Raw genomic sequence first — 21,781 nt, 5'->3', positions numbered from 1 at the left:
GTGGTGAGCCGGGAAGTCTGGTCGGCGCTATCTCAAGCGACCGCCGACACAAGGAGCTCTTTTTGTCCTCCACCCCCTCCCCATCCACAGACCCCTCGGGCAGGCCCGCGGCCAAACGGGTCTTCGCCCGGGCCAGCTATCCCGAACATCTAAGGATCTCCTCGATCCTGCGCAAGGAGACGGTGGGCGGAGCGCTTTTGCTCCTGGCCACAACGCTGGCACTGATCCTCGCCAACACCCCCGCCGCCGACGGCTACTTCGCCCTGCGCGACACCAGATTCGGCTACGAACCGCTGCACCTCGAACTCAGCGTCGGGGCCTGGGCGGCCGACGGCCTGCTTGCCATCTTCTTCTTCCTCGCCGGGCTCGAACTGAAGCGGGAGTTCGTCGCCGGTGACCTGAAACGCTTCGACCGGGCCATCGTTCCGGTGGCAGCCGCTGTAGGCGGCGTCGTGGTGCCCGCGCTGATCTACGTCGCGGTGATCCTGGGCAGCGGCTCAGACGCGCTGCGCGGGTGGGCGATTCCCACGGCCACCGATATCGCCTTTGCCCTGGCGGTGCTCGCCGTCGTCGGATCCCACCTACCCGGGGCCCTGCGGATCTTCCTGCTCACCCTCGCCGTCGTGGACGACCTGATCGCCATCAGCATCATCGCCTTCTTCTATTCCGGGGACATCGCCGCCCCGCCCCTGCTGCTGGCGGTGCTTCCGCTCGCCCTCTACGCCTTCCTCGCCCACCGGTTCTCCCGGTTCTTCCAGCGCCAGGCGGCGGCCCCGTGGCTGATCCTGCTGCCCCTCGGGTTCATCGTCTGGGCACTGGTGCACGCCTCGGGGGTCCACGCCACCGTCGCCGGAGTCCTCCTGGGCTTTGCGGTTCCGGTCCGGCCCCCGCGGAAAGCCCAGTCCGGAGGCTCCACCGTGCCGGAGACCGAGGGGCTGGCGGACACGATGGAGCACCGCATCCGGCCCCTGTCGGCAGGTGTCGCGGTCCCGGTCTTCGCTTTCTTCTCGGCGGGGGTGACGATCGGCGGCGCCTCGGGGTTCCTCAGTGCCATCACCGACCCGATCGCCGTGGGTATCGTCCTGGCACTGGTGGTCGGAAAGCCGGTCGGCATCCTGCTGGCGGTCTGGCTCGTGACCAAGGCCGAAAAGGCCAACCTGGACCCCGACCTGTCCTGGGTGGATATCGCCGGAGCCGCCCTGCTGGCCGGCATCGGGTTCACCGTCTCCCTGCTCATCGCGGAGCTCGGCTTCGGCCAGGGCACCCCGGAGGACGACCACGCGAAGGTCGCGGTGCTGATCGGCTCGCTCCTCGCCGCGTTCGCCGCATCGTTCATCCTGCGCTCACGCAACCGCCACTACCGGCAGATCGAAGCCAAGGAGACGGTCGACGCCGACCGGGACGGCGTCCCCGACGTGTTCGAGGAACGCTAGCGCCGCACCAGCCAGGCCAGGGTCAGGGCTCCGGCGGTCCTGCGGAACCCGCTGTCGCCGTCGGCGGCCTCAAGGACGGCCCAGATGGCGAGGCTGGCGGTGCTGGCCCGGCCGAGCACCCTGCGGTTTTCGTCCTTCAGTGCCATCAGGGACGCCGCGCCCAGCCCGGCCCAGGCCAGGATCAGGGCATTTGGGCGCTGGGCGATGCCCTGCCTGCCGTGGGAGTCGGTGAAGAAACCCATTACGCTCCCTTCTTCTTGGAACTGCTCGAGTCCTTCTTGCCGCCGGACTTCTTCTCGCGGTTTTTCTCGAGACTGCGGCGCAGGGCCTCCATCAGGTCGAGGACATTGGTGTCGTCCTCCTCCGCCGACGCGCCGAAGGTCTCCTCGGTGCTCAGGGTGTCGCCCTTCTCGATCTTCGCGTCGATCAGGGTGCGCAGCTGCACCTGATACTCATCGGTGAAGTTCTCAGGATCGAAATCCGTCGAGAAGGAATCGACGAGGGCCGCGGACATCTGCTTCTCCTTGGCGGAGATGCGCACCTTTTCCTCGAGGGCGGGGAAGGAGGCCTCGCGGACCTCGTCATCCCAGAGCAGCGACTGGAGCATCAGGACCTCGCCGCGGACCCGCAGCGCCCCGAGCCGGCTCTTCTGCCGGAGGGAGAACTGGACGATCGCCGTCCGGTCGGTCTCCTCGAGGGTCTTGCGGAGCAGCACGTAGGCCTTGGTGGAGGCCGAATCGGGCTCGAGGTAGTAGGAGCGGTCGTACATGATGGGGTCGATCTGGTCGCTGGGAACGAACTCGACCACCTCGATCTCGCGGCTTTTCTCGACCGGGAGCGAGCCGAGGTCCTCCTCCGTCAGCACCACTGTGTGCTCGCCGTCGTCGTAGGCCTTGTCGATGTTCTTGTAGTCGACCACTTCCCCGCAGATTTCACACCGGCGCTGGTAGCGGATCCGCCCGCCGTCCTTATCGTGGACCTGGTGGAGGCCGATGTCGTGGTCTTCGGTGGCGCTGTACACCTTCACGGGCACGTTCACCAGCCCGAACGCGACGGCTCCCTTCCAGATGGCTCTCATGGAACTAGTGAACACCACCGGCAGCACACCTAGCCAGAGCCGGTTTTTCCGCGGTCTACGATGGATAGGTGACTTCCTCCACCGCAGAACCGACAGCCAGCCGCACCACCACCGACGACGGCGCACCCGCCCTGCGCTTCGAGATGCGGTTCGCTGTTCCGCCGGCGGTGATGTGGAAGCACCTGACGGATCCGGGCAAGCTCAAGTACTGGTTCCCGGCCGAAATGGACATCCTGCCGCGCCGGGACGCCGAGGTCATCTTCAAGCTGCCGGGCCAGCGCCCGCTGAAGGGCGCGGTGCTTGAGGCCGCCAAGCCCACGGTGCTGGCCTTCACCTGGGACCGGGAGGTCCTGCGGTGGGAGTTCACGCGCCAGGAGGACGGCGGCACCCTGCTGGTGCTGACGATCTCCCCTGCGGATTCCGCCCAGATTGCCGTTTCCGCTGCCGGCTGGCACCTGACCCTGATGGGTCTCGACGACTACCTCAACGAGCGCGACCTCGGCCAGGATCCGGCCCTCTGGCAGGTCTACGTCGACCGGTACACCTCCCAGTTCAAGGCCTGATGCGCCGCGCCGGGCGGGGCGTCCCGCTGCGGCCACAGTCCGTCCATTAGTGGAATTCGGCGCCCATCCGGACAACACTGGGGAAATGGCTCTTCCGGGTTCCCGCAGCGTGCAGACCGTCACGGTTGACGGGCGTTCCCTGCGGCTCTCGAGCCTGGACAAGGTGCTGTACCCGGAAACCGGCACCACCAAGGCCGATGTGCTTGCGTACTACGCGGCGGTGGCCGAGCCCCTAATCCGGCATGCCCGTGACCGGCCCGCGACCCGCAAGCGGTGGGTGCACGGCGTGGGGACCGCCGACGCCCCCGGCCAGGTCTTCTTCCAGAAGAACCTCGACGCCGCGGCTCCGGCCTGGCTGCCCCGCCACCCGATCCGGCACAAGGACCACACGAACGTGTACCCGGTGGTGAACGATCTGGCCACCCTCACCTGGTTCGGGCAGATCGGGGCCCTCGAGGTCCATGTGCCCCAATGGCGGTTCGGCCCGCACTCGGCGGTGGGCAACCCGGACCGGATGGTGCTCGACCTCGACCCCGGGCCGGGAGCGGGCCTGGCCGAATGCGCCGAGGTCGCCCGGCTGGCCCGGGAGATCCTCACCGGCATGGGCCTTGAGCCGTGGCCGGTGACAAGCGGCTCCAAGGGCCTCCACCTGTACTGCCGCCTGGACGGGACACTGACCTCCGAGCAGGTCTCCGGCGTCGCGCACGAGCTGGCCCGCGCCCTTGAGACCGACCACCCCGACCTGGCGGTCAGCGACATGAAGAAGTCCCTGCGCGGCGGGCGCGTCCTGGTGGACTGGAGCCAGAACAACCGGAACAAGACCACCGTGGCGCCGTATTCCCTGCGCGGACGCTTCCACCCGACCGTCGCCGCGCCGCGCACCTGGGCCGAGCTGGACGACCCGGATCTGGCCCACCTCGATTACCGGGAGGTGCTCCGGCGCGTCGAGGATCACGGGGACATCCTGGCCGGCCTCGACCCGGACCCGCAGGACGGTGCCGGCACCGCCCCGGACCGCCTGAGCCAGTACCGGGCCATGCGCGACGCCGGCAGGACCCCGGAGCCCGTCCCGGAAACCGTCGGACCGCCCGGGGGCAACAGCTTCGTCATCCAGGAACACCATGCGCGCCGCCTCCACTATGACCTCCGGCTGGAGCGAGAGGGCGTGCTCGTCTCGTGGGCCCTGCCCAAGGGCCCGCCCGCCACGCCGGACCGGAACCACCTGGCCGTCCAGACGGAGGATCACCCGCTGGAATACGGGACCTTTGAGGGAAGTATTCCCAAGGGGGAATACGGTGCGGGCGAGATGAGCATCTGGGATGCGGGGACCTACGAACTGGAAAAGTGGCGCGACGGCAAGGAGGTGATCTGCACCCTGTACGGGAGACAGGACGGCGGCCTGGCGCGCTCGGGCAGCGCCGTCCGGCGGTACGCCCTGATCAACACCGGCGGCTCCGGGTCGGGAGCGCGTAACTGGCTCATCCACCTCATGAAGGACCAGCCGGCCGGTACCGCCTCCGGTGCCTCACCCGGTGCCTCCTCCGACGGCGGCGGGCCCGATACCCCTGCGGCCGGCCCGGACGGGCTCCCCGTCCCGGTTGCACCGGGGGATCGTCCGGCGGCCGGGCCCGGCGCCGCCCCGGACTTCGTGCCGCCTATGCTGGCGACCCTGGCCTCCTCTTTGGTCCTGCCCGATGAATCCGACTTCGCGTTCGAGCTGAAGTGGGACGGGGTGCGGGCCATCGCCGTCGTCGCGGCCGGCGGCGTGCGCCTGATCAGCCGCAACGGCAACGACATGAGCCTGCTCTACCCCGAGCTGGGGGACCTCGCCGACTATGTGAACGCCGAGACGGCGGTGCTCGACGGCGAGATTGTGGCCCTCAACGCCGGCGGCCGGCCCGACTTCAGCCTGCTGCAGACCCGGATGAAACTCACCTCGGCCGCCGAGATCGACGCCGCCCGGGCGATTACACCGGTCCGGCTCATGCTCTTCGACCTCCTCGACCTCGACGGCACCTCCCTGCTCCCGCTGGGGTACAGCAACCGCAGGGAGATCCTCGAGGGCGCCGTCAGCGCCCCGGAGGACGGGCACGTCCAGGTGCCGGGGCAGCTTGACGCCACCCTGGCCGAAGCGGTCGAGGCCAGTAGGGACCTGGGGCTCGAGGGCATCGTCGCCAAGCGCCGCGGCAGCGTGTACCGCCCCGGAACCCGCACGGAGGCGTGGCTGAAGATCAAGCACCAGCGCACCCAGGAGGTGGTGGTGGTGGGCTGGCGCCCGGGAAAGGGTAACCGCGCCTCGAAGATCGGCTCCCTCCTGGTCGCGGTGCCCGACGGGGTGAACCTGAAGTACCTCGGCCGCGTCGGCTCCGGGCTCACCGACCGTGAGCTGGCCGAGGTGGGCGGCCGGCTCAAGAAGATGGCCCGCAAGACGGCGCCGCTGCCCGACGTCCCCGCCCCCGACGCCGCGGACGCGCGCTGGGTGCGCCCGGCCCTCGTCGGCGAAGTCCAGTACAGCGAACGCACCGGCGGGGGCCGGCTGCGGCACCCGGTCTGGCGCGGCTGGCGGCCGGATAAGAAACCCTCCGATGTGACCATCGAAAACTGAGAACCGGCCGTCGGAGGACCCTCCGCCGGCGTCGTCAAACCCGAGGAGGAACACCATGCCTGAACCCGATGTCGACCGGCTGGATGCCTGGTGGCGGGCCGCGAACTACCTTTCCGTCGGCCAGATCTACCTCCGGGACAACCCGCTGCTGAGGCGCCCGCTGGAGAGCAGCGACGTGAAGGCCCGGCTGCTGGGCCACTGGGGGACCACTCCGGGCCTGAACTTTGTCTACGCCCACCTGAACCGGGTGATCCGGGAGCAGCGGCAGGCGATGCTGTTCGTCACCGGCCCAGGGCACGGCGGGCCGGCCAACGTCGCCAACGCGTGGCTCGAGGGAACGTATTCCGAGGTGTACTCCCACATCGGCACGGACGAAACCGGCCTCAGGGACCTGTTCAAGCAGTTCAGCTACCCCGGCGGCATCCCCTCCCACGCGGCCCCCGAGTCGCCCGGCTCGATCCACGAGGGCGGCGAGCTCGGCTACGCCCTCGTCCACGCCTACGGTGCCGTGTTCGACAACCCCGACCTCCTCGCCGTGGCCGTGGTGGGTGACGGCGAGGCCGAAACCGGCCCGCTGGCGGCAAGCTGGCACTCCAACAACTTCCTCAACCCCGCCCTCGATGGCGCCGTGCTTCCGATCCTGCACCTCAACGGCTACAAGATCGCCAACCCCACGGTGCTGGCCCGCATGCCCGAGGACCAGCTGCGGCAGTTGATGTCCGGCTACGGCTACGAGCCCCACTTCGTCACCGTTGGAGACCCGCGTGCCACCGCACAGGCCCACCGGGACTTCGCGGCGGCCCTTGACGAATGCCTCGCCCGGATCCGGGACATCCAGCAGCAGGCCCGGTCCGGCGGAGACCTTCCGGAGGGCACGCCCCGCTGGCCCATGATCGTCCTGCGCTCACCCAAGGGCTGGACCGGGCCCGACGTCGTCGACGGCAAACAGGTCGAGGGCACCTGGCGCTCGCATCAGGTGCCGCTGTCGGAGATCCACACCAACCCCGGGCACCTGCGCCAGCTCGAGGAGTGGATGCGCTCCTACGGACCGGAGGAGCTCTTCACCGAAACCGGGGAGCTGCGCCCCGATCTCGCCTCCCTCGCGCCGGAAGGCGACCTGCGGATGAGCGCCACCCCCTACGCCAACGGCGGCTGGCTGCTGCGGGACCTCAAGCTGCCCGACTACTTCGACCACGCCGTAAAGGTGAGCTCACCGGGCAGCGAAAAGGTGAGCCCGATGATCACCGTCGGCGGGTACCTGCGCGACATCATCGCGGCGAACCCCACGAACTTCCGCGTCTTTGGCCCCGACGAGACGGCGTCCAACCGGCTCTCGGCGGTCTATGACGTCACCGACAAGGCCTGGCAGGCGCGCACCGAGGACGTCGACGAGCACCTGGCCCGCTCGGGCCGGGTCCTTGAGGTGCTCAGCGAGCACCTCTGCCAGGGCTGGCTCGAGGGCTACCTGCTCACCGGCCGGCACGGGGTGTTCAACTGTTACGAGGCGTTCGTTCACATCGTCGACTCGATGTTCAACCAGTTCGCCAAGTGGCTCAAGGTGCACCAGGACCTGTCCTGGCGCCGTCCGATCGCCTCCTTCAACTACCTGCTCTCCAGCCATGTATGGCAGCAGGACCACAACGGGTTCTCCCATCAGGACCCCGGGTTCATCGACCACGTGGTGAACAAGAAGGCAGACGTGATCCGCGTCTACCTGCCGCCGGACACCAACACCATGCTGGCCGTGACCGAACACTGCATGAAGACCCGGGACACGGTCAACGTAATCCTCACCGGCAAGCAGCCCAATCCCACCTGGCTCGGGCCCGAGGAAGCCCGCCTGCACGTTCGACGCGGCATCGGGGTGTGGGACTTCGCCGGCCGCGAGGATGCCGGAGCGGAACCCGACGTCGTCCTCGGCTGTGCCGGTGACGTGCCCACGCTCGAGACGGTCGCGGCGGCGGGCCTCCTCAAGGCCGGCATTCCGTCGCTGAAGATCCGGGTGGTCAATGTGGTGGACCTGATGCGGCTGCAGGACGACGCCGAGCACCCGCACGGGCTGAAGGCGCGGGCGTTCGACAACCTGTTCACCACGGATCGGCCCGTGATCTTCGCCTACCACGGCTACCCGTGGCTGATCCACCGCCTGACCTACCGGAGGACCAACCACGCGAACCTCCACGTCCGCGGCTACAAGGAGGAGGGGACGACCACCACGCCCTTCGACATGGCGATGCTGAACCAGATCGACCGGTACTCGCTGGCCATGGACGTGATCGATCGGGTCCCGTCGCTCGGTTCCACCCAGGCCTCGCTGCGCCAGTCGCTGCAGGACCAGCGGCAGCGCGCCTGGCAGCACACCCGGGACGCCGGGGAGGACGCGGACTTCATCACCGGCTGGACTCTCGATGAGTCCTCGCCCGATGACGCACAGAACCAGTGACCGTAACCAGTGACCGTAACCAGTGACCGGAACGAGTGACCGGCACCGGTGAGCGGAGAAACTAGCGGGAGTTCTCCTGCAGGGCCCGGTAGTTCTGCATCGAGCGCATCCTGCGCTGCAGGCTGTCCCGGCGCGGTGTGGACTCCGCGTCGGGGGCCTCGGCCGTGAGGTCGATGTGGCGCTGCCCGTAGTGCCACAGCAGCATGTCGTCGAGCAGCCGGTCGGGGCCGGGGGAGTACCGGTGGTCGAGCGCCCGGCGCACAGTGGTGATGGTGTCGGCCTGCAGCAGGGCCACGAGTTCGAGGGTGGTCTTCAGCCCGTGGGCGGCAAGGAGTTCGGCGGTCCAGCCCCAGTTGTCGTCGGCCTTGCGGTCGACGTGGGGCAGCAGGGTCTGCCAGACGTGCCGGATGCGGTTGGGGGTCAGCGGCGCGCTGCCCTCCCCGGCCTCGTCCCAGAACCCGGTCACCGTCTCGTAGCGTTCGTGGAGCTCGGCGAAGGCAGACTCGACGGTTTCGAGCATCGCGGCCGTCCCGGTGAACTGCCGGTCGAAGTAAGGACTCCACGCCTTGGGATTGGAGGCCTTGAAGCGGATGTCGTGTTCAATCTCCGACCAGGCGTGGGCGAGGACGGTGCGGACCTGCACCTCGAAGAGGTAACTGCCGCCGGCCTTCGAGTCCGGGTCAAGGGCCTGCTGGTACCGCCGGACTACGTCGTTGTGGATGCTGCGCATGATCAGGTGCCGGCTCGAGTACCCGTAGGTGCCCGATTCGATCGACCCGATGTCCTTCTCGCGGTCCCCGCGGCAGTCGAAGTCCTGCCGCTGGCGCTTGATGAGGTTCGCGGCGAGGTCCACCTCATGGGGGAGGGTGGTGATGACCCGGATCCCGACGAGGTCGGTGAGGTTGCGCAGCGGGTCGGGGAAGACGAGCACCGGCAGCGCCCCCGGCTCGGTCGGCGCGAGTGTCCGTGAGGCCTTGTCGCGGAAGGATTCGACGGTCTTGGTGCGCGCGGTGACGAACAGGGGCCGCAGGTCCGAGGGGTCGAAGATCGCCGAGATGCTGCGGCGCATCTCCTCGGTCACCGCCTCGAGCTGGGGCCGCACCCGCATGAACTCACGCGTCGACGCTTCGACCGCCGGGCGCAGGCGGTCGTCGAGGTCATCCCACGCGCTCACAAAGGGCCTCCTGGTCTCGGCGTTTCTGCAATCCTAGCCGCCGCCCGCGACGGTTATGCTTCCGGTGTGAACCAGCCGGGACGACGCAACGTATTGGCACTCCTCGGCGCGCTGGGGGCGGCGGTGCTGCCCGGCTGCGCCCGCCCGGCCGAACGTGCCGGGACGCCGGCCGACGGCGCCGCCCGGCGCTACCGCTACGGGTCCGACCCGAGCCAGTTCGCGGACCTCTACCTGCCCTCGCCGGCGTCAAAGCCGGGGGTGGTGGTGATCATCCACGGCGGCTACTGGCGTTCGACCTACGGTGCCGAACTCGGCGAACCGCTGGCCCGGGACCTGGCGGACCGGGGCTACGCCTGCTGGAACCTCGAGTACCGCCGGGTCGGCAACGGCGGCGGCTGGCCGGGGACCTTCGAGGACATCGCAGCCGGGATCGACCTTCTCACCGAGGCGGCGGCGCGGCACGGACTCGACCTCACGACCGTGACGGCCCTGGGCCACTCCGCCGGCGGCCACCTCGCCGTGTGGGCGGCAGGACGCGACTCCCTTCCCGCCGATGCCCCGGGCGCGGGCCCGGCGGCGGTGCCCTTGACTGCGGTCGTGAGCCAGTCGGGGGTGCTCAATCTCGCCGAGGCGCACGACCTTAACCTCAGCAACGGCGCCGTCGAGGACCTGCTTGGCGCTTCCCCGACGGCCGAGCCGGAACGGTACCGGTGGGCCGATCCCCTGGACGCGGTGCCGCTCCCCGTGCCCGTCTACGCGCTGCACGGGGAGGAGGACACCACGGTTCCGCTGAGCCAGGCCGAAAGCTACGTGGCCGCCGCCACGCAGGCGGGCGCGGCGGCGGAGCTCCTGGTGATTCCGGGCGACCATTTCGCGATGATCACTCCCGGCACCGAAGCGTGGGAGCGCGTGGTGGCGGCCGTCGACAAGGCCGCCACCACGCGGCAGGATTCCGCCGGGTAATCCCTAGTTGAGCGGGCGGATGCCCTCGGGCAGCACCCCGCCGCGCAGCAGGTCCGCCGCGGTGTCGGCGAGGGCGGTCAGGGCCACCCGCTGGGTGAAGGGGCCGTAGGAGATGCGGGCCACGCCGAGTTCCTGGAGCTTGGCGGGAGGAAGTGAACCCGGAACCCCGATGACGCTGAGCCGGTTGTGGCCGATTCCCTCGACCAGGGCCCGCACCGTGTCCTCGTCGAAGAGGCCCGGGACGAAGACGGTCGACGCGCCGACCTCGAGGTAGGCCCTGCCGCGCTCGATGGCCTCGGCGAGGACGTCCTTGGGGTCACGCCCGGCACCGCGGACGAACGCGTCGGTGCGGGCGTTGAGCACGAAGGGGACGCGCTCCGCCTCGCCTGCCTTGACCGCCGCCTCCATCTTCGCCACGGAGTCGGCCAGGGGCTCCATCCGGTCCTCGATATTGGCGCCGATGATGCCCACGCCGATGGCACGCCGCACGGTCTCGCCCGCGTTGCCGTACCCGGCGTCGAGGTCGGCGCTGACGGGCAGCTCGGTCGCCGCCGCAATGCGCGAGACGGCATCGATCATCAGATCGAGGGGGACGGTGCCGTCCTGGTACCCCAGGCTCGACGCGATGGAGTGGCCCGCCGTGGCCAGCGCACGGGTTCCGGGAACGTCGGCGATGGTCTTGGCGGAAATGGCATCCCACACGTTGACGACCTGCAGGACCTCCGGGGCCCGGTGGAGGCTGAGGAACGCCTCGGCCTTGGCGGACAGGGAAGCGGTTGAGCTCGGTGTAGTCATGATTTCACCTTACGGCTCCATCCCGACTCATCCACAGCGCGGCGGCCGTGAGATCGTCGGCGGTGATTCCGTGCCCGCCCGGGTGGGTAACACGCTCGACGTCGGCGCCGCGGGACTGGAGGACGCCGGTGAGCCGTTCGACGCTGTCCTGGGGTGCCATTGGGTCCTCGGCGCCGTTGAACAGTGCCACGCGGGTGCCGGCCAGGTCGGCGTCGACGGGGTGCGCGTCCAGGGGATACATACCCGAGAAGGCCACCACCCGGTCGAGTTCCCCGGGGTGGAGCAGTGCGGTGGCCAGGGCGATATTGGCCCCGTTGGAGAAGCCCACGGCGGTCACCGGCCGGTCCCCGAGGCCGTAGGCCTCCCGGGCCCAGCCGAGGAAGCCTGCAAGTTCCCCGGCCCGGGCGACCACGTCGGCGGTGTCGAACACGCCCTCCCGCAGGCGGCGGAACCACCGGTTCATGCCGTTCTCGCTCACCGGCCCGCGGGGGGAGAGGATTCCGGCCCCGGGGGACAGGCGCGGGGCCAGGGGGAGCAGGTCGTGCTCGGTGCCGCCGGTGCCGTGCAGGAGCAGCAGGACAGGAGTCCCGGGGTCGCCGGGCTCGAAAACGTGGGGCAACGGGTGTGCCGAGGGGGCCGGGATCTCAGTCATCTGCCGGCTCCGTTACGGTGTCCCTGGTGGAGGCGGGAAGCTCGGGGTTGTTTTCCCCGGGCAGGGTCAGCGGGGCCACGGCGGCGGCGATGGCCTCGCGGCTGGGCTCAAGCCACGGCGGCAGCTTCAGGCCGCGTCCCAGCTCGAGCAGCGGTTCATCGATATTGAAGCCTGGGGTGTCGGTGGCGATTTCGAACAGGGTTCCGCCCGGTTCGCGGAAGTAGATCGAGGTGAAGTACTGCCGGTCGAGGATCTCGGTCACGGCGTGCCCTCGGGAGGTCAGTTCGTCCCGCCAGGCCGCCTGGGTGGCCTTGTCCGGGACGCGGAAGGCAACGTGGTGCACGGTGCCTCCGGCAATCAGGCCGCGGTCGGCGCGCGGGTCGGCGATCACGTCGACCACGGTGCCCGGCTCGCCTGCGCCGGTCGAGAGCCGGTACCGGTCCGCACCCTCCGAGAGGATGTCCAGGCCGAGGTCCTGGGTCAGGGTCGCGAGGGTGCCTTCGGGGTCGGCAACCGTCAGCACCGAGGAGTGCTGTCCGCGCACAGCGTACTGCGCCGGGACCGACGCCGAGTCCCACGGGTCCCGGGGGTCCTCAAGGGAGGATGCCACGAGGTCGATCTGCAGTCCGTCCGGGTCCCTCAACGACAGGCGCTCCTCCGCCGATGAGCTTCCGGTGATCTGCGACTCGACGCCGAGGTCCTGAAAGTGGCTCTGCCACCAGCCCAGGGTGCCCTGGGGCACCGAGAACGCGGTGGTGGTCGACTGTCCGGCGCCGATCCTTCCCGCCGGTACCCCCTTCCAGGGGAAGAAGGTCAGCAGCGAGCCCGGACGGCCGGATTCGTCCCCGTAGTAGAGGTGGTAGGTGCCCGGATCGTCGAAGTTCACCGTCCGCTTCACCAGGCGCAGCCCGAGGCCGCGGATATAGAAATCCACATTACGCTGCGGATCCCCCGCAATCGCCGTCACATGGTGCAAACCGCTCGTATTTGCCGTCACCGTCAAACCCCTCTTCGAAGAACTTCACCCCCGACCGGAGGTTTATATGCAAACGAATGTACTTTACGTTTTGTTCCCCCGCTCCGCCCGGAGGAGGTCCCGCCCGTCGAATTCATTCAGGAACGTGTGTCATCCTGTGTCAATGGCCGCAAAAATCAGGGTGCATGGGTGGGTGCGGCGCACCGGTATCGAAGTGACAGGCTGGACCTGCGTGGTTGTTGGCTGCGCAGCGCTTGTCCTTCCCGGCCCCGGCCTGCTGATGCTCGTCGGCGGCCTCGCCATCCTCTCGCAGCAGTACGCCTGGGCACGCCGGCGGCTTGCCCCCATGAAGGCACGGGCCTTCCATGCGGCAGCCATCGGCGTCAAAACCATCCCGCGCATCGCCGTGAGCTGCCTCTGCGCCTTCGCCGTGATGGGGTGCGGAGTTGTCTGGACCGTCCAGCCCGGGGTACCGGCCTGGTGGCCCCTTGCAACCAGGTGGTGGCTCTTCGGGGGTTCGGCCACCGGCATCAGCATGGTGCTGTCCTCCCTGATCGCCCTGGTCCTTATCATCTACAGTGTCCGGCGCTTCCGGGGCAAGCCCCCGCCCGGAAAAACAGCCATTCCGGAGGGCGGATAACTCCAGCCGGGAGCGGGCGTCATTCCAAGCGCGCGTTCAGCCCGGACTGGTAGTTTGAATTGGTGCTCACCGTAATCGGGGAAACCCTCATCGACGAAGTCGTCAGCGACACCGCCCCGCCCCGCGTGCACGTGGGAGGAAGCCCCATGAACGTCGCGGTGGGCCTGGCCCGGCTGGGCCACCCCGCGCAGTTCATCGGCCGGTACGGCGATGACGACTACGGGCACCTGATCCGCAGCTACCTCTCGGACAATTCGGTGCTGTTCCCGATCGGCCCCGACTCGAAGCCCACGAGTGTCGCAACGGCCCGCCTCGACCCCGCAGGCGGAGCGGCGTACCAGTTCGAACTCGTCTGGGAACTGCCCGGTCTCCTCGAGCGCCGGGAGGCGCTGCTGCAGGGAACCACTCTGCTGCATGTCGGATCCATCGCCACAATGCTGGCCCCCGGGGCCGGGGACGTGTTGGCCCTGGTCGAGGTGGCCCATCCGCTGGCCACCATCTCCTATGACCCCAACTGCAGGCCGAGCATCATTGCGGACCGCGGGTTCGCCCGCAGCCAGGCCGAACGGTTCGTGGCGCTGTCCGACGTCGTGAAGGCCTCGGATGAGGACCTCGAATGGCTCTATCCCGGCCGCCCTGCCCTCGAATCGGCGCGGGAATGGCTGGCCCTTGGCCCGTCGGTGATGGTTGTCACCCGCGGCTCGAAGGGTCCGTGGGGTATCTGCGCCGCCGGCAGCGCAGAGGTCAGCGCGCCGGTCACCAGTGTCACGGACACCGTGGGCGCCGGGGATTCCTTCATGGCAGCCCTGCTCGGCGCCCTCGTCGACCTTGAGTTCGACGGGGCACACCGGCGCAGCGACCTGCGGCGCATCACCACCGCACAGCTCACCGGCGTCCTGGCCTATGCGGCGCGCGCGGCGGCCGTGACCGTCTCCCGGGCCGGAGCGAACCCTCCGACCCGGCACGAACTCACCGACCACTGACAGCCGGCGCCCGGTACGGGCACCCGCCCGGGCGGGGGTAGGGTTGATGTCCCATCTTTCTGAAGGAGTAACGCATGCGCCTCGTGGCGAGCGACCTTGACGGCACGATCGTCGGCCACGACGGCAGGATGAGCGAACGGACGGTTCAGGCCTTTCGGGACTGCGCGGCCGCCGGAGTCGAGGTGGTTTTCGTGACCGGCCGGCCTCCGCGCTGGCTCGATCCGCTGCGGAAGCAGCTGCAGCACCAGGGCACGGTCATCTGCTCGAACGGAGCGGTGACCTACGACCTGGGGGCCGAACGTGTCCTCGATGCCCATCTCCTCGACGCCGGGAGCATCATCGAGGCCCGCGACATCATCCGCGGGCTGTACCCGGCGGCGGGATTCGCCGCCGAAACGATCAACGGCTTCAAAATCGAGTCCGGCTTCGCCGAACCCGGCACCTCCGAACTGCTCGGCGGCGTGCAGGCCCTTCCCTTCGAGGAGTCGCTGCCCGGCGAACAGGTGATCAAGTTCCTTGCCCGGGAGCGCGAGGTGACACCCGATGACTTCCTGCGGACCGTCGCCCCCGCCGTCGAGCACCTCGTCTCCACCACCCATTCGGCGCCGAGCATCGCACTGCTGGAAATGGCGGTGCCCGGCATCAACAAGGCCGTGACACTCTCCCGCTACGCGGAGGGCCTGGGCATTGCGGCGGAGGACGTCGTCGCCTTCGGCGACATGCCCAACGACATCCAGATGCTGCAATGGGCCGGATCGGGCTACGCCATGTCCTCGGGCCACCCCGACGCCCTTGCCGCGGCCAACCTCCGAGCCCCGGCCTTCGAGGACGACGGCGTCGCGCAGGTCCTGGAACAGCGCCTCGAGGCACTCCGGATCGCCTGATCGGACGACGGGCGGCGCACTAGGGTTGCACCCATGACGCTCGCCTACTTCCAGAACACGGGCCCCGACGGCCGGCAGCGCCCGCTGGGGTTCTCCCACCGCGGTTTTTCCCCCGCCGGCGCCGAGAACTCGCTGTCCGCCTTCGCGGAGGCGGCCCGGCTTGGATTCGGGTACCTCGAAATCGACGTGCGGAGCACCCGGGACGGCGTGGTGATGGTCTTCCACGATGAAACCCTCGACCGCGTCACCGACGCCCACGGCCCGATCGCTGCCCGGACCCGCGCGGAACTGGCCGGGGTAAGGATCCGGGGCGAAGAACCGATCCCCACCCTCGAGGAGGTCCTGCTCCGGTGGCCGGAGCTGCGGTTGAACATCGACATCAAGGACGAGGGGTCGGTGAAACCGTTCGCTGACCTCATCAATCGGCTCCGTGCCCACGACCGGGTGCTCGTCGCCTCGTTTTCAGACTTCCGCAGGCTCCGGGTGCTGCGGCTGCTTGAGGCACGGACGGCGTCTTCGGCGGGCATGGCCGTGAACGGGCTGATCCGCCTCGGCGGCCACCTCGGGCTGACCGGGCCGCTGCGCCGGGCGGCACGCGTGGACGCCGTGCAGGTGCCCCTGACTTACCGGGGGATCCCCGTGGTCACCCCCGGCTACGTGCGGCGGTGCCGGAAGGCCGGGCTCCAGGTCCACGTCTGGACCATCAATGAACCGGAAGCGATGGAACGGCTTCTCGACCAGGGTGTCGATGGCCTGGTCTCCGACCGCGCCGACCGGCTGGCGGCCGTCCTGGACCGGCGCGGGTCCTGGCCGCAGGGCCCGGACCCGCAGCGCCGCGCCGGTTCCGACTGACCCACCGCCCGGTTCAGACCGGCCCACCGCCCGGTTCAGACGGACCCGCCGGGCCGGGGCCGACGGCCCGGCTGCGCACCAGCCTGGGGTAGATGACCCACAGCAGCAGCACGACGAGGAGGAGGGCAGCGGTCACCAGGAATCCCGCCCGCCGGCCGAGGACGATGTCGAAGATGAAGCCAGCGGTGCCCGACAGGACCAGACCGGTCAGGCCGATGCTGACCCGCATGATGCGGTCCCCGCTGCGGACCAGCGCCGCCTTGACCTGAAGGCCGAAGAGGACGCGGTGGAGGTTCACGGCGCTCAGCACCACGGCGGTGATGATGGCCGAGAGCGAGACCAGGACCAGGTAGACGACGACCTGGAACCGGTCGAGCTCATCGAACCTGTCCTGGAAGGGCAGGGTCAGCAGGAACCCGGTGAGGATCTGGATGCCGGTCTGCATGACCCGCAGCTCCTGGAGCAGTTCGAGCCAGTTGCGGTCGAGGCGCTGGTTGGTGCTCTCCCCGCGGCCGTCCTCCTGCCGGACGGCCGCTCCCCTCCGCGGCGGCATCAGGGAGTGAGGTCGGGCCTCGTGGCGTCGGACTGGTTCTCGAAGGGAGGATCTGCCACGATGCCGGGTTTTCCGCCGCTTGGGCCGGTGACGTCGGCAGAGCGGCCCGCGCCACCGTCGTGCCTGGCATCCTTGTTCAGCACGCCGGAGAGCGCGTCCTGGGCCTTCTTCACTGCGCCGCTTGTCTGCTCCTGGACCGCGGGCAGCTTGTCCTTGAGCACCCCGGTGGCCCCGGAAACGCTCTCCTGAACGCGGGGGCTGTTCCACAGGCTTTCCGCCCGGGACTTGAGCGCCTCGTAGCTCTCCCGCCCGGCGCGCGTGCCGAGGACGTATCCGGCGGCCATTCCTGCTGCGAAGACGATCTTGTTCTTCATGCTGCGTACCCCTGTCTACGGTTCGACGGTGTGCCCCGACCCTAGCCGGAACCGGCCGGGTTTGTCACAGGGCCGCCGGTTCACGCCGACAGGATCGGCGTGGTCAGATCAGCGAGGTATTCGAGCGCACCCGGGCCGTAGGTGCTCATCGACGCGTCGTCGGCGTAGACGAGGAGCCGCAGCCAGGCTCCGTAGCGGTGGACCCGCCCAAGGTACAGCGCGGAGTCGAGGGATGCCTGCAGGGCGGGGAGCGGCGCGAAGTCGGTCCACTGCTCGAGGTAGGCCCCCACCGCCAGCCGGACGCGGGGATCCGCCGGCGTCGTCGCCCACTGCTCGCACATGAGGGTGATCGGCACGAGCAGGGCACTGAAGGGGTGGGCCCAGTAGGCGTCGGCGAAGTCGAAGAAGCGCAGCGGTTCGGTGCTCGAGCCGGGAAGGAACGCGTTGCGCGGGTGGAGGTCATTGTGGTCCAGCGAGAGCGGAACGCCGAGGGCGCGCAGCGTCTCCACCGCGGCCCGGATCCGCGGCAGCTGGGCCAGCACGTGGTCGGCGCCCTGGTGCGAGAGGAACATCGGATGTTCGGCGGGCAGCCCGGTGTGGAGCAGCAGCTGGTTCTCGACGAAGTTCGCCGCCACCTCCGGGTTCATGTTCACCAGCCCGGCGGCGGTGAGCCTGTCGGCGTGCGGAATGAGGGCCTTCTGGAGGTCCGCGAAGTCGGTCAGGACCCGGGCCCACAGCTGGTAGTCGTTGGACCTCAAGGACGCCAGGGTGGCCCCGTGGTCGGGGGTGATCATCCAGCCGCGGCTGGGTTCCACCGCGAGGGGCTTCACCACGTGGTCCGGCACCAGTTCGGCCAGAGCCGCGACCACCGAGGCCTCGGCGAGCTGCCCGGGATTGTTCTCCTTGAACCACAGCACGCCCAGGTCCGTCGGCACGGTGAGCTGGGTGGACCAGAACCGGATGCGGGGCTGCTCGATCGGCCCGGTCTGCCGGACCGAGAAACTTTCGAGCACCAGCTGGATCCACTGCTCGGCCTGGCTGCGCCACTCCGGGCCGGCCCAGAGGGCCTGCAGGTCCGTCATGGGGCCGCCCGCCGGGGGCCGGCCTGCCCGGACGGGGAGGGTGCGCGTCGAGGAGTGCCAGTCATTTCCTCATCCTACTCAGCACTCCCGCCCGCAGCGGAGCATGCGGCGCGGGCGGCGGCACCGGCGTTCAGCGCAGCAGCGGGCCATGCCCCGGGAGGATCAGGTCCCCGGTGTAAAGCAGCCGCTCCAGCGAGTCCCGCGCCAGGTCCCGATCGGTATTGAACATCGCCGGAAGTAACTGCACTCCGGAGGTGCGCGAGGTTGGATGCCCCGTCACCAGCGCATCGCCGGTGACGAGGAGGTTCGCTTCGGGAAGGTGGTAGGCGGTGTGCCCGGGGGTGTGCCCTGCGGAGGGCACCGCGATCACCGTGTGGCCGCTGACGACGAGCGGCCGGCCCTCGGTGATGGCCTCCACGTCGGCCACGGCCACGTCCTTGAGGCCACCGGCGGCGACTGCCCCGACCGCCCACCCGGCCACGCCGTACCTCCCCAGCCGGGGCAGCACCTGGCGGAAATCCACCTGGTGCAGCACCTCCCGCCGGATATTCGGGATTTCCGCCGCAGCGGCGAGCACCCGGAGGGACCAGCGCGCCTGAAGGCCCCGGATTGATCCGATATGGTCGGAATGGCCGTGGGTGATCAGCACGGCCTTCAACGGCCTGCCCTCCGCCACCTGGTCCAGCGTGCCGAGCACCAACTCCAGGTCCTTCGGATATCCGGCGTCGATGAGGGTCGCGCTGTCCTCCCCGACGAGGATGGTCCAGTTGGACAGCGGCCCCTCCACGAAGTGCACCCCTGGGGCGGCCCGGGTGAGGGAGCGGATGGAGCGGGATGTCACGAACGGCCTCCTGAGGCGGGTTCTGGAACGGCGGTGGTACCGAGTCTCGCCCGGTCCCGCCGGAATGAAAACTCCGCGGCCGGAGGTGGTGCGGGAAGGCCCCGACCGGTTTCGGACCCATGGGTGCGGCCAAAGGATCCCCGGCCGGCTGTGGCTGTGGGTATGCTGACCGTCACCGGGTCCGCCAGGGGCCCGCCCGACGTCGTCCCTGAATCCCCGTCACCGCGCCGTACAAGGGATGGCGGGACAGCGCAGACTGCCGCCGGGGCATCGATCCAATCAGGTCATCGCATAAGGAGAACGAGCATGGAAGCATTGCAGGGCATCGAGCGGTTCGCCATTGCGCAGAAAATCACCCTGATGGTGAACCGCTACGAGATCCGCGCCGTCGATGCGAACGGCCAGCCGGCAGGGCTGCTCGCCGTCGCCCAGCAGAAGCGGGCCGCCTTCAAGGAGCAGGTGACCTTCTACGCCGATGAGGCGCGGAAAACCCCGGTCTTCTCCTTCAAGGCGAGGCAGCGCTTCGACCTCGGCGCCACCTACGACGTCCTCGACGCCGCCGGCACCCCGATCGGCAGCTTCCGCAAGGACTTCGGCAAGTCGCTGCTGCGCTCCACCTGGCACCTCGACGCCCCCGGAGTGCAGGCGGTGGGAAGCGAGCGGAGTGCCGGGGTGGCCATCGCGCGCCGCCTCTGGGAACTGGTGCCGCTCACCGAGGCCCTGCCCGCACCGTTTGTCTTCCATTTCGACTTCGTCGATGCCTCCGGCCAGCCGGTGATGACCTCCGAGCGGGGACGCTCCCTGCGGGACCGGTACGACATCACGGTGCCGGGTGGACGCCTCGACGGCAGGGTCGCGGCCGCCATGGCGGTGGCACTGGACGCCCTGCAGGAGCGCTGACCGGAAACCGGCCCGCCGGGCGTTGAACCACCCGCCCTTCCTTTACGTGTGGAGGGCGTGACACCACCTAACGGGCTTCCGCGCGCCCTGAGACGCTCCCGCACCGCTGCCCTCCGCCTCGCACAGCTGGCCGTGCTCACCGCCGTCGTCACCGGAGGGCCTCCGGTGCTGGGCAGCCTGCCCCCGGCGGCCGCGGCAGCCGTGCTTCCGACCCAGAACCAGGAGCGGGGGCGGGAGGTCAAGGTCGCCATCGTCCGCGCCCCGGGCCAGAACAACGGCGCACCCGACTCCCTCAACCAGATCGCCGAACGCACCCTCGGCGACCCCGGCCGGGCGCGGGAGATCTTCGACCTGAACGCGGGCCGCCGCCAGTCCGACGGATCGGCGCTGACCGACCCCGCTGCCCTGGAGGCCGGCTGGATCCTCATCCTGCCCGACGACGCGCAAGGCCCCGACGTCCGCTCAGCACTGCTGGACGAGCCCGCCGACGCCGCCAACGGGTCCGGCGGGGCAGCAGGCGCCGGAGACGCCGCCGATGAGCCCGGCGGCGAAACCGACCCCGGGAATGCCGCCGATGAGCGCGGCGGCGAAGCGGAGCAGGCGGCCGGGGACGCTGCGGACACCGGAGCATCCAACGCCCTGATGGACCGCCTCCGGTGGCCGATCGTGCTCGCCGTCCTGGGTGGCCTCGGGGTGGCGGTACTGACGACCGCGATCGTGCTGCGCCGCCGGATCCGGCTGCGCCTGCGCCGGCTTCGTGCCCTGATCCGGGCGGCACGCGCCTGGGTGGTGGCCGGCTGGCGGCGCCGCGCCTCGTTGCGCCGCCGCTCTGAGCTGGTCGCCCTCTGGCAGGAGGACGCGTCCGCCGGTGCCGCCGCGGCGGCCGCCTTCCGCAGCTCCACCTCCCTTCCCCCTGTGGTGGCGGTCAGCGTGCGCGCCGGGGGAGCCGAGGTGCTCGGAGACCCCGGGAACTCTCCGGAAGATCCGCTGCCGGGGCACCCCGGCACCCGGCCCCTTCCGGCCGCCGACGGACACCACTCACCCGCCGTCGCCCGCATCGGCGGGGACCCCGCCGAGCAGGTCTTCCTCGACTTCGCCCAGTGCCGCGGAGCCCTGGGCATCGAGGGGGACCCCGCGCTCGCCCTCGACGTTGCCCGCTCCGTCGTGACGCAGCTCAGCCTGGCCGCGCCGCAGGTCGTTCTCCTGTCCCTTGGCCCCTCCGGGCTTCCCCGCTCGGCGTCCGTCGCCACCGTTGGGGACCTCGATCGGTTCGGGCTCCTCCCGCCGCCGGTTGCCGGCCCCGGGGAGGCCGGCCTCATCACCAGCACCTCGATCCTCCAGCAGCTGACCGGGGTGCTGCTGATCCAGCCGGGCCGGTCCCAGGAGGAACTCGACGACGTCGTGGCCCGCTGCTCGGCCCCGGGCAGCGGCTGGATTGCGGTGTATCCGGGTTCCCTGCGCGGGGCCCACTGGCGGTGGACCGTCTCCCGGGACGGCCTGCTCACCGTTCCCATCCTCGGCCGGACGCTGACGGCCACCGGCGTGGAAGCCGCTTTCCACATCAAACCGGTCCGGCGTTGAACCGGATCCGGACGGCCCCCGTGTACTAGGTGACCGACACCAGCCGGAACCCCGGCCCAACCGAAGGAGAAGACAATGCCCAAGTTCGACGTCGACAGCGAGGCCACCGAAAGCACCTCCAGCGAAATGATGAACCACTTCGCCGAGCTGCAGGCCAAGCTCACCGTGGTCCGCAGCAAGATCGACAGTCTGCTTGCCGAGGGCTACCGCACCCCCGCGGCCCAGCAGCGCTTCCAGCCGTTCTTCGAGGAGTTCGCCCGGGGCTTCGACCAGGTCAACCAGAGCCTCGAAGGCATCGGCCAGTACGTCCGCAACGTGGGCCAGGCCTTCAACGAGACCGACAACCAGCTGGGTGCGACGCTCAGCCGCTGACCGGCCTCCCCGATCCCGACCCGCCCCGACAGAGGAA

General features: G+C 69.7%; 21 protein-coding genes and 1 pseudogene. 12 read left to right on the top strand and 10 right to left on the bottom strand.

Annotated elements, in window-relative coordinates:
* Positions 1-62: 62 nt before the first annotated feature.
* On the top strand, positions 63-1,433 hold the full coding sequence (gene nhaA / locus QZX79_RS12840) for a Na+/H+ antiporter NhaA (protein ID WP_294568664.1): 1,371 nt from the start codon (positions 63-65) through the stop codon (positions 1,431-1,433).
* On the opposite strand, the gene QZX79_RS12835 is transcribed toward nhaA, so the two are convergent.
* Complete coding sequence (locus QZX79_RS12835; protein ID WP_294568662.1) at positions 1,430-1,675, bottom strand: hypothetical protein; 246 nt, start codon at positions 1,673-1,675, stop codon at positions 1,430-1,432. The two genes, nhaA and QZX79_RS12835, sit on opposite strands and share 4 nt — an antisense overlap.
* Positions 1,675-2,511 carry a Ku protein gene (locus QZX79_RS12830; RefSeq protein ID WP_294568660.1) on the bottom strand — a complete coding sequence of 279 codons (837 nt, stop codon included), beginning with the start codon at positions 2,509-2,511 and terminating at the stop codon, positions 1,675-1,677. The genes QZX79_RS12835 and QZX79_RS12830 overlap by 1 nt, the downstream gene beginning before the upstream one ends.
* A gap of 68 nt (positions 2,512-2,579) precedes the next feature.
* Here QZX79_RS12830 and QZX79_RS12825 point away from each other — a divergent pair, with 68 nt between their 5' ends.
* From QZX79_RS12825 to QZX79_RS12815, 3 genes and pseudogenes are all read left to right on the top strand, one after another.
* The gene (locus QZX79_RS12825) at positions 2,580-3,074 is read left to right on the top strand and encodes an SRPBCC domain-containing protein (RefSeq protein ID WP_294568658.1); all 495 of its coding nucleotides are present in this window, start codon (positions 2,580-2,582) and stop codon (positions 3,072-3,074) included.
* Between the two features lie 85 nt (positions 3,075-3,159).
* Complete coding sequence (locus QZX79_RS12820) at positions 3,160-5,679, top strand: ATP-dependent DNA ligase (RefSeq protein WP_294568655.1); 2,520 nt, start codon at positions 3,160-3,162, stop codon at positions 5,677-5,679.
* A 52-nt stretch (positions 5,680-5,731) separates the two neighbouring features.
* A pseudogene (locus QZX79_RS12815) lies at positions 5,732-8,122 on the top strand (phosphoketolase family protein); the annotation flags it as partial.
* A gap of 61 nt (positions 8,123-8,183) precedes the next feature.
* On the opposite strand, the gene QZX79_RS12810 reads toward QZX79_RS12815, so the two are convergent.
* Positions 8,184-9,296: a GTP pyrophosphokinase family protein gene (locus QZX79_RS12810; protein WP_294568653.1), complete on the bottom strand. Its 1,113-nt coding sequence runs from the start codon at positions 9,294-9,296 to the stop codon at positions 8,184-8,186.
* Positions 9,297-9,422: 126 nt separating this feature from the next.
* On the opposite strand from QZX79_RS12810, the gene QZX79_RS12805 reads away from it, so the two are divergent.
* On the top strand, positions 9,423-10,259 hold the full coding sequence (locus QZX79_RS12805; RefSeq protein ID WP_294568726.1) for a S9 family peptidase: 837 nt from the start codon (positions 9,423-9,425) through the stop codon (positions 10,257-10,259).
* 3 nt (positions 10,260-10,262) lie between these two features.
* Here QZX79_RS12805 and QZX79_RS12800 read toward each other — a convergent pair whose 3' ends face one another.
* The 3 genes from QZX79_RS12800 to QZX79_RS12790 are packed head-to-tail and all read right to left on the bottom strand — an operon-like array spanning position 10,263 to position 12,673.
* A complete protein-coding gene (locus QZX79_RS12800; protein ID WP_294568651.1) occupies positions 10,263-11,054 on the bottom strand; it encodes an isocitrate lyase/phosphoenolpyruvate mutase family protein in 792 nt (263 codons plus the stop codon).
* Positions 11,055-11,058: 4 nt separating this feature from the next.
* Positions 11,059-11,706 carry an alpha/beta hydrolase gene (locus tag QZX79_RS12795; RefSeq protein ID WP_294568649.1) on the bottom strand — a complete coding sequence of 216 codons (648 nt, stop codon included), beginning with the start codon at positions 11,704-11,706 and terminating at the stop codon, positions 11,059-11,061.
* A complete protein-coding gene (locus QZX79_RS12790; RefSeq protein ID WP_294568724.1) occupies positions 11,699-12,673 on the bottom strand; it encodes a ring-cleaving dioxygenase in 975 nt (324 codons plus the stop codon). Before QZX79_RS12790 ends, QZX79_RS12795 begins: the two co-directional genes overlap by 8 nt.
* Positions 12,674-12,845: 172 nt before the next feature.
* Here QZX79_RS12790 and QZX79_RS12785 point away from each other — a divergent pair, with 172 nt between their 5' ends.
* The 4 genes from QZX79_RS12785 to QZX79_RS12770 all read left to right on the top strand — a co-directional run bounded on the left by QZX79_RS12785 (position 12,846) and on the right by QZX79_RS12770 (position 16,041).
* The gene (locus tag QZX79_RS12785; protein ID WP_294568722.1) at positions 12,846-13,322 is read left to right on the top strand and encodes a PGPGW domain-containing protein; all 477 of its coding nucleotides are present in this window, start codon (positions 12,846-12,848) and stop codon (positions 13,320-13,322) included.
* A 62-nt stretch (positions 13,323-13,384) separates the two neighbouring features.
* Entirely contained in the window at positions 13,385-14,305 is a 921-nt protein-coding gene (locus QZX79_RS12780) for a carbohydrate kinase (RefSeq protein ID WP_294568647.1), read from the top strand.
* A gap of 74 nt (positions 14,306-14,379) precedes the next feature.
* Positions 14,380-15,189: an HAD family hydrolase gene (locus tag QZX79_RS12775; protein ID WP_294568645.1), complete on the top strand. Its 810-nt coding sequence runs from the start codon at positions 14,380-14,382 to the stop codon at positions 15,187-15,189.
* A 33-nt stretch (positions 15,190-15,222) separates the two neighbouring features.
* Positions 15,223-16,041: a glycerophosphodiester phosphodiesterase gene (locus QZX79_RS12770; protein ID WP_294568643.1), complete on the top strand. Its 819-nt coding sequence runs from the start codon at positions 15,223-15,225 to the stop codon at positions 16,039-16,041.
* Between the two features lie 13 nt (positions 16,042-16,054).
* Here the strand turns inward: QZX79_RS12770 and QZX79_RS12765 are convergent, their stop codons facing one another.
* From QZX79_RS12765 to QZX79_RS12750, 4 genes are all read right to left on the bottom strand, one after another.
* Positions 16,055-16,594 carry a DUF6328 family protein gene (locus QZX79_RS12765; RefSeq protein WP_294568641.1) on the bottom strand — a complete coding sequence of 180 codons (540 nt, stop codon included), beginning with the start codon at positions 16,592-16,594 and terminating at the stop codon, positions 16,055-16,057.
* The gene (locus QZX79_RS12760; protein ID WP_294568639.1) at positions 16,594-16,968 is read right to left on the bottom strand and encodes a YtxH domain-containing protein; all 375 of its coding nucleotides are present in this window, start codon (positions 16,966-16,968) and stop codon (positions 16,594-16,596) included. Before QZX79_RS12760 ends, QZX79_RS12765 begins: the two co-directional genes overlap by 1 nt.
* A gap of 80 nt (positions 16,969-17,048) precedes the next feature.
* Positions 17,049-18,050 (bottom strand): phosphotransferase, encoded by a 1,002-nt coding sequence (locus QZX79_RS12755; RefSeq protein ID WP_294568637.1) that lies wholly within the window; start codon positions 18,048-18,050, stop codon positions 17,049-17,051.
* A gap of 130 nt (positions 18,051-18,180) precedes the next feature.
* Positions 18,181-18,891: an MBL fold metallo-hydrolase gene (locus tag QZX79_RS12750; protein ID WP_294568635.1), complete on the bottom strand. Its 711-nt coding sequence runs from the start codon at positions 18,889-18,891 to the stop codon at positions 18,181-18,183.
* Positions 18,892-19,197: 306 nt separating this feature from the next.
* Between QZX79_RS12750 and QZX79_RS12745 the strand changes: the two genes are divergently transcribed.
* The 3 genes from QZX79_RS12745 (at position 19,198) to QZX79_RS12735 (ending at position 21,744) form a co-directional block, all read left to right on the top strand.
* Entirely contained in the window at positions 19,198-19,791 is a 594-nt protein-coding gene (locus QZX79_RS12745) for a hypothetical protein (protein WP_294568633.1), read from the top strand.
* Positions 19,792-19,848: 57 nt separating this feature from the next.
* Positions 19,849-21,372 (top strand): hypothetical protein, encoded by a 1,524-nt coding sequence (locus tag QZX79_RS12740; RefSeq protein WP_294568631.1) that lies wholly within the window; start codon positions 19,849-19,851, stop codon positions 21,370-21,372.
* 75 nt (positions 21,373-21,447) lie between these two features.
* Positions 21,448-21,744: a WXG100 family type VII secretion target gene (locus tag QZX79_RS12735; RefSeq protein WP_120165868.1), complete on the top strand. Its 297-nt coding sequence runs from the start codon at positions 21,448-21,450 to the stop codon at positions 21,742-21,744.
* Positions 21,745-21,781 lie beyond the last annotated feature (37 nt).

Origin of the sequence: uncultured Arthrobacter sp. (assembly GCF_902805515.1) — a bacterium.
In the GTDB taxonomy this organism is placed as follows: domain Bacteria; phylum Actinomycetota; class Actinomycetes; order Actinomycetales; family Micrococcaceae; genus Arthrobacter_D.
The sequence above is the reverse complement of the archived record's forward strand: the minus strand, read 5'-3'. Positions and strand labels throughout refer to the sequence as shown.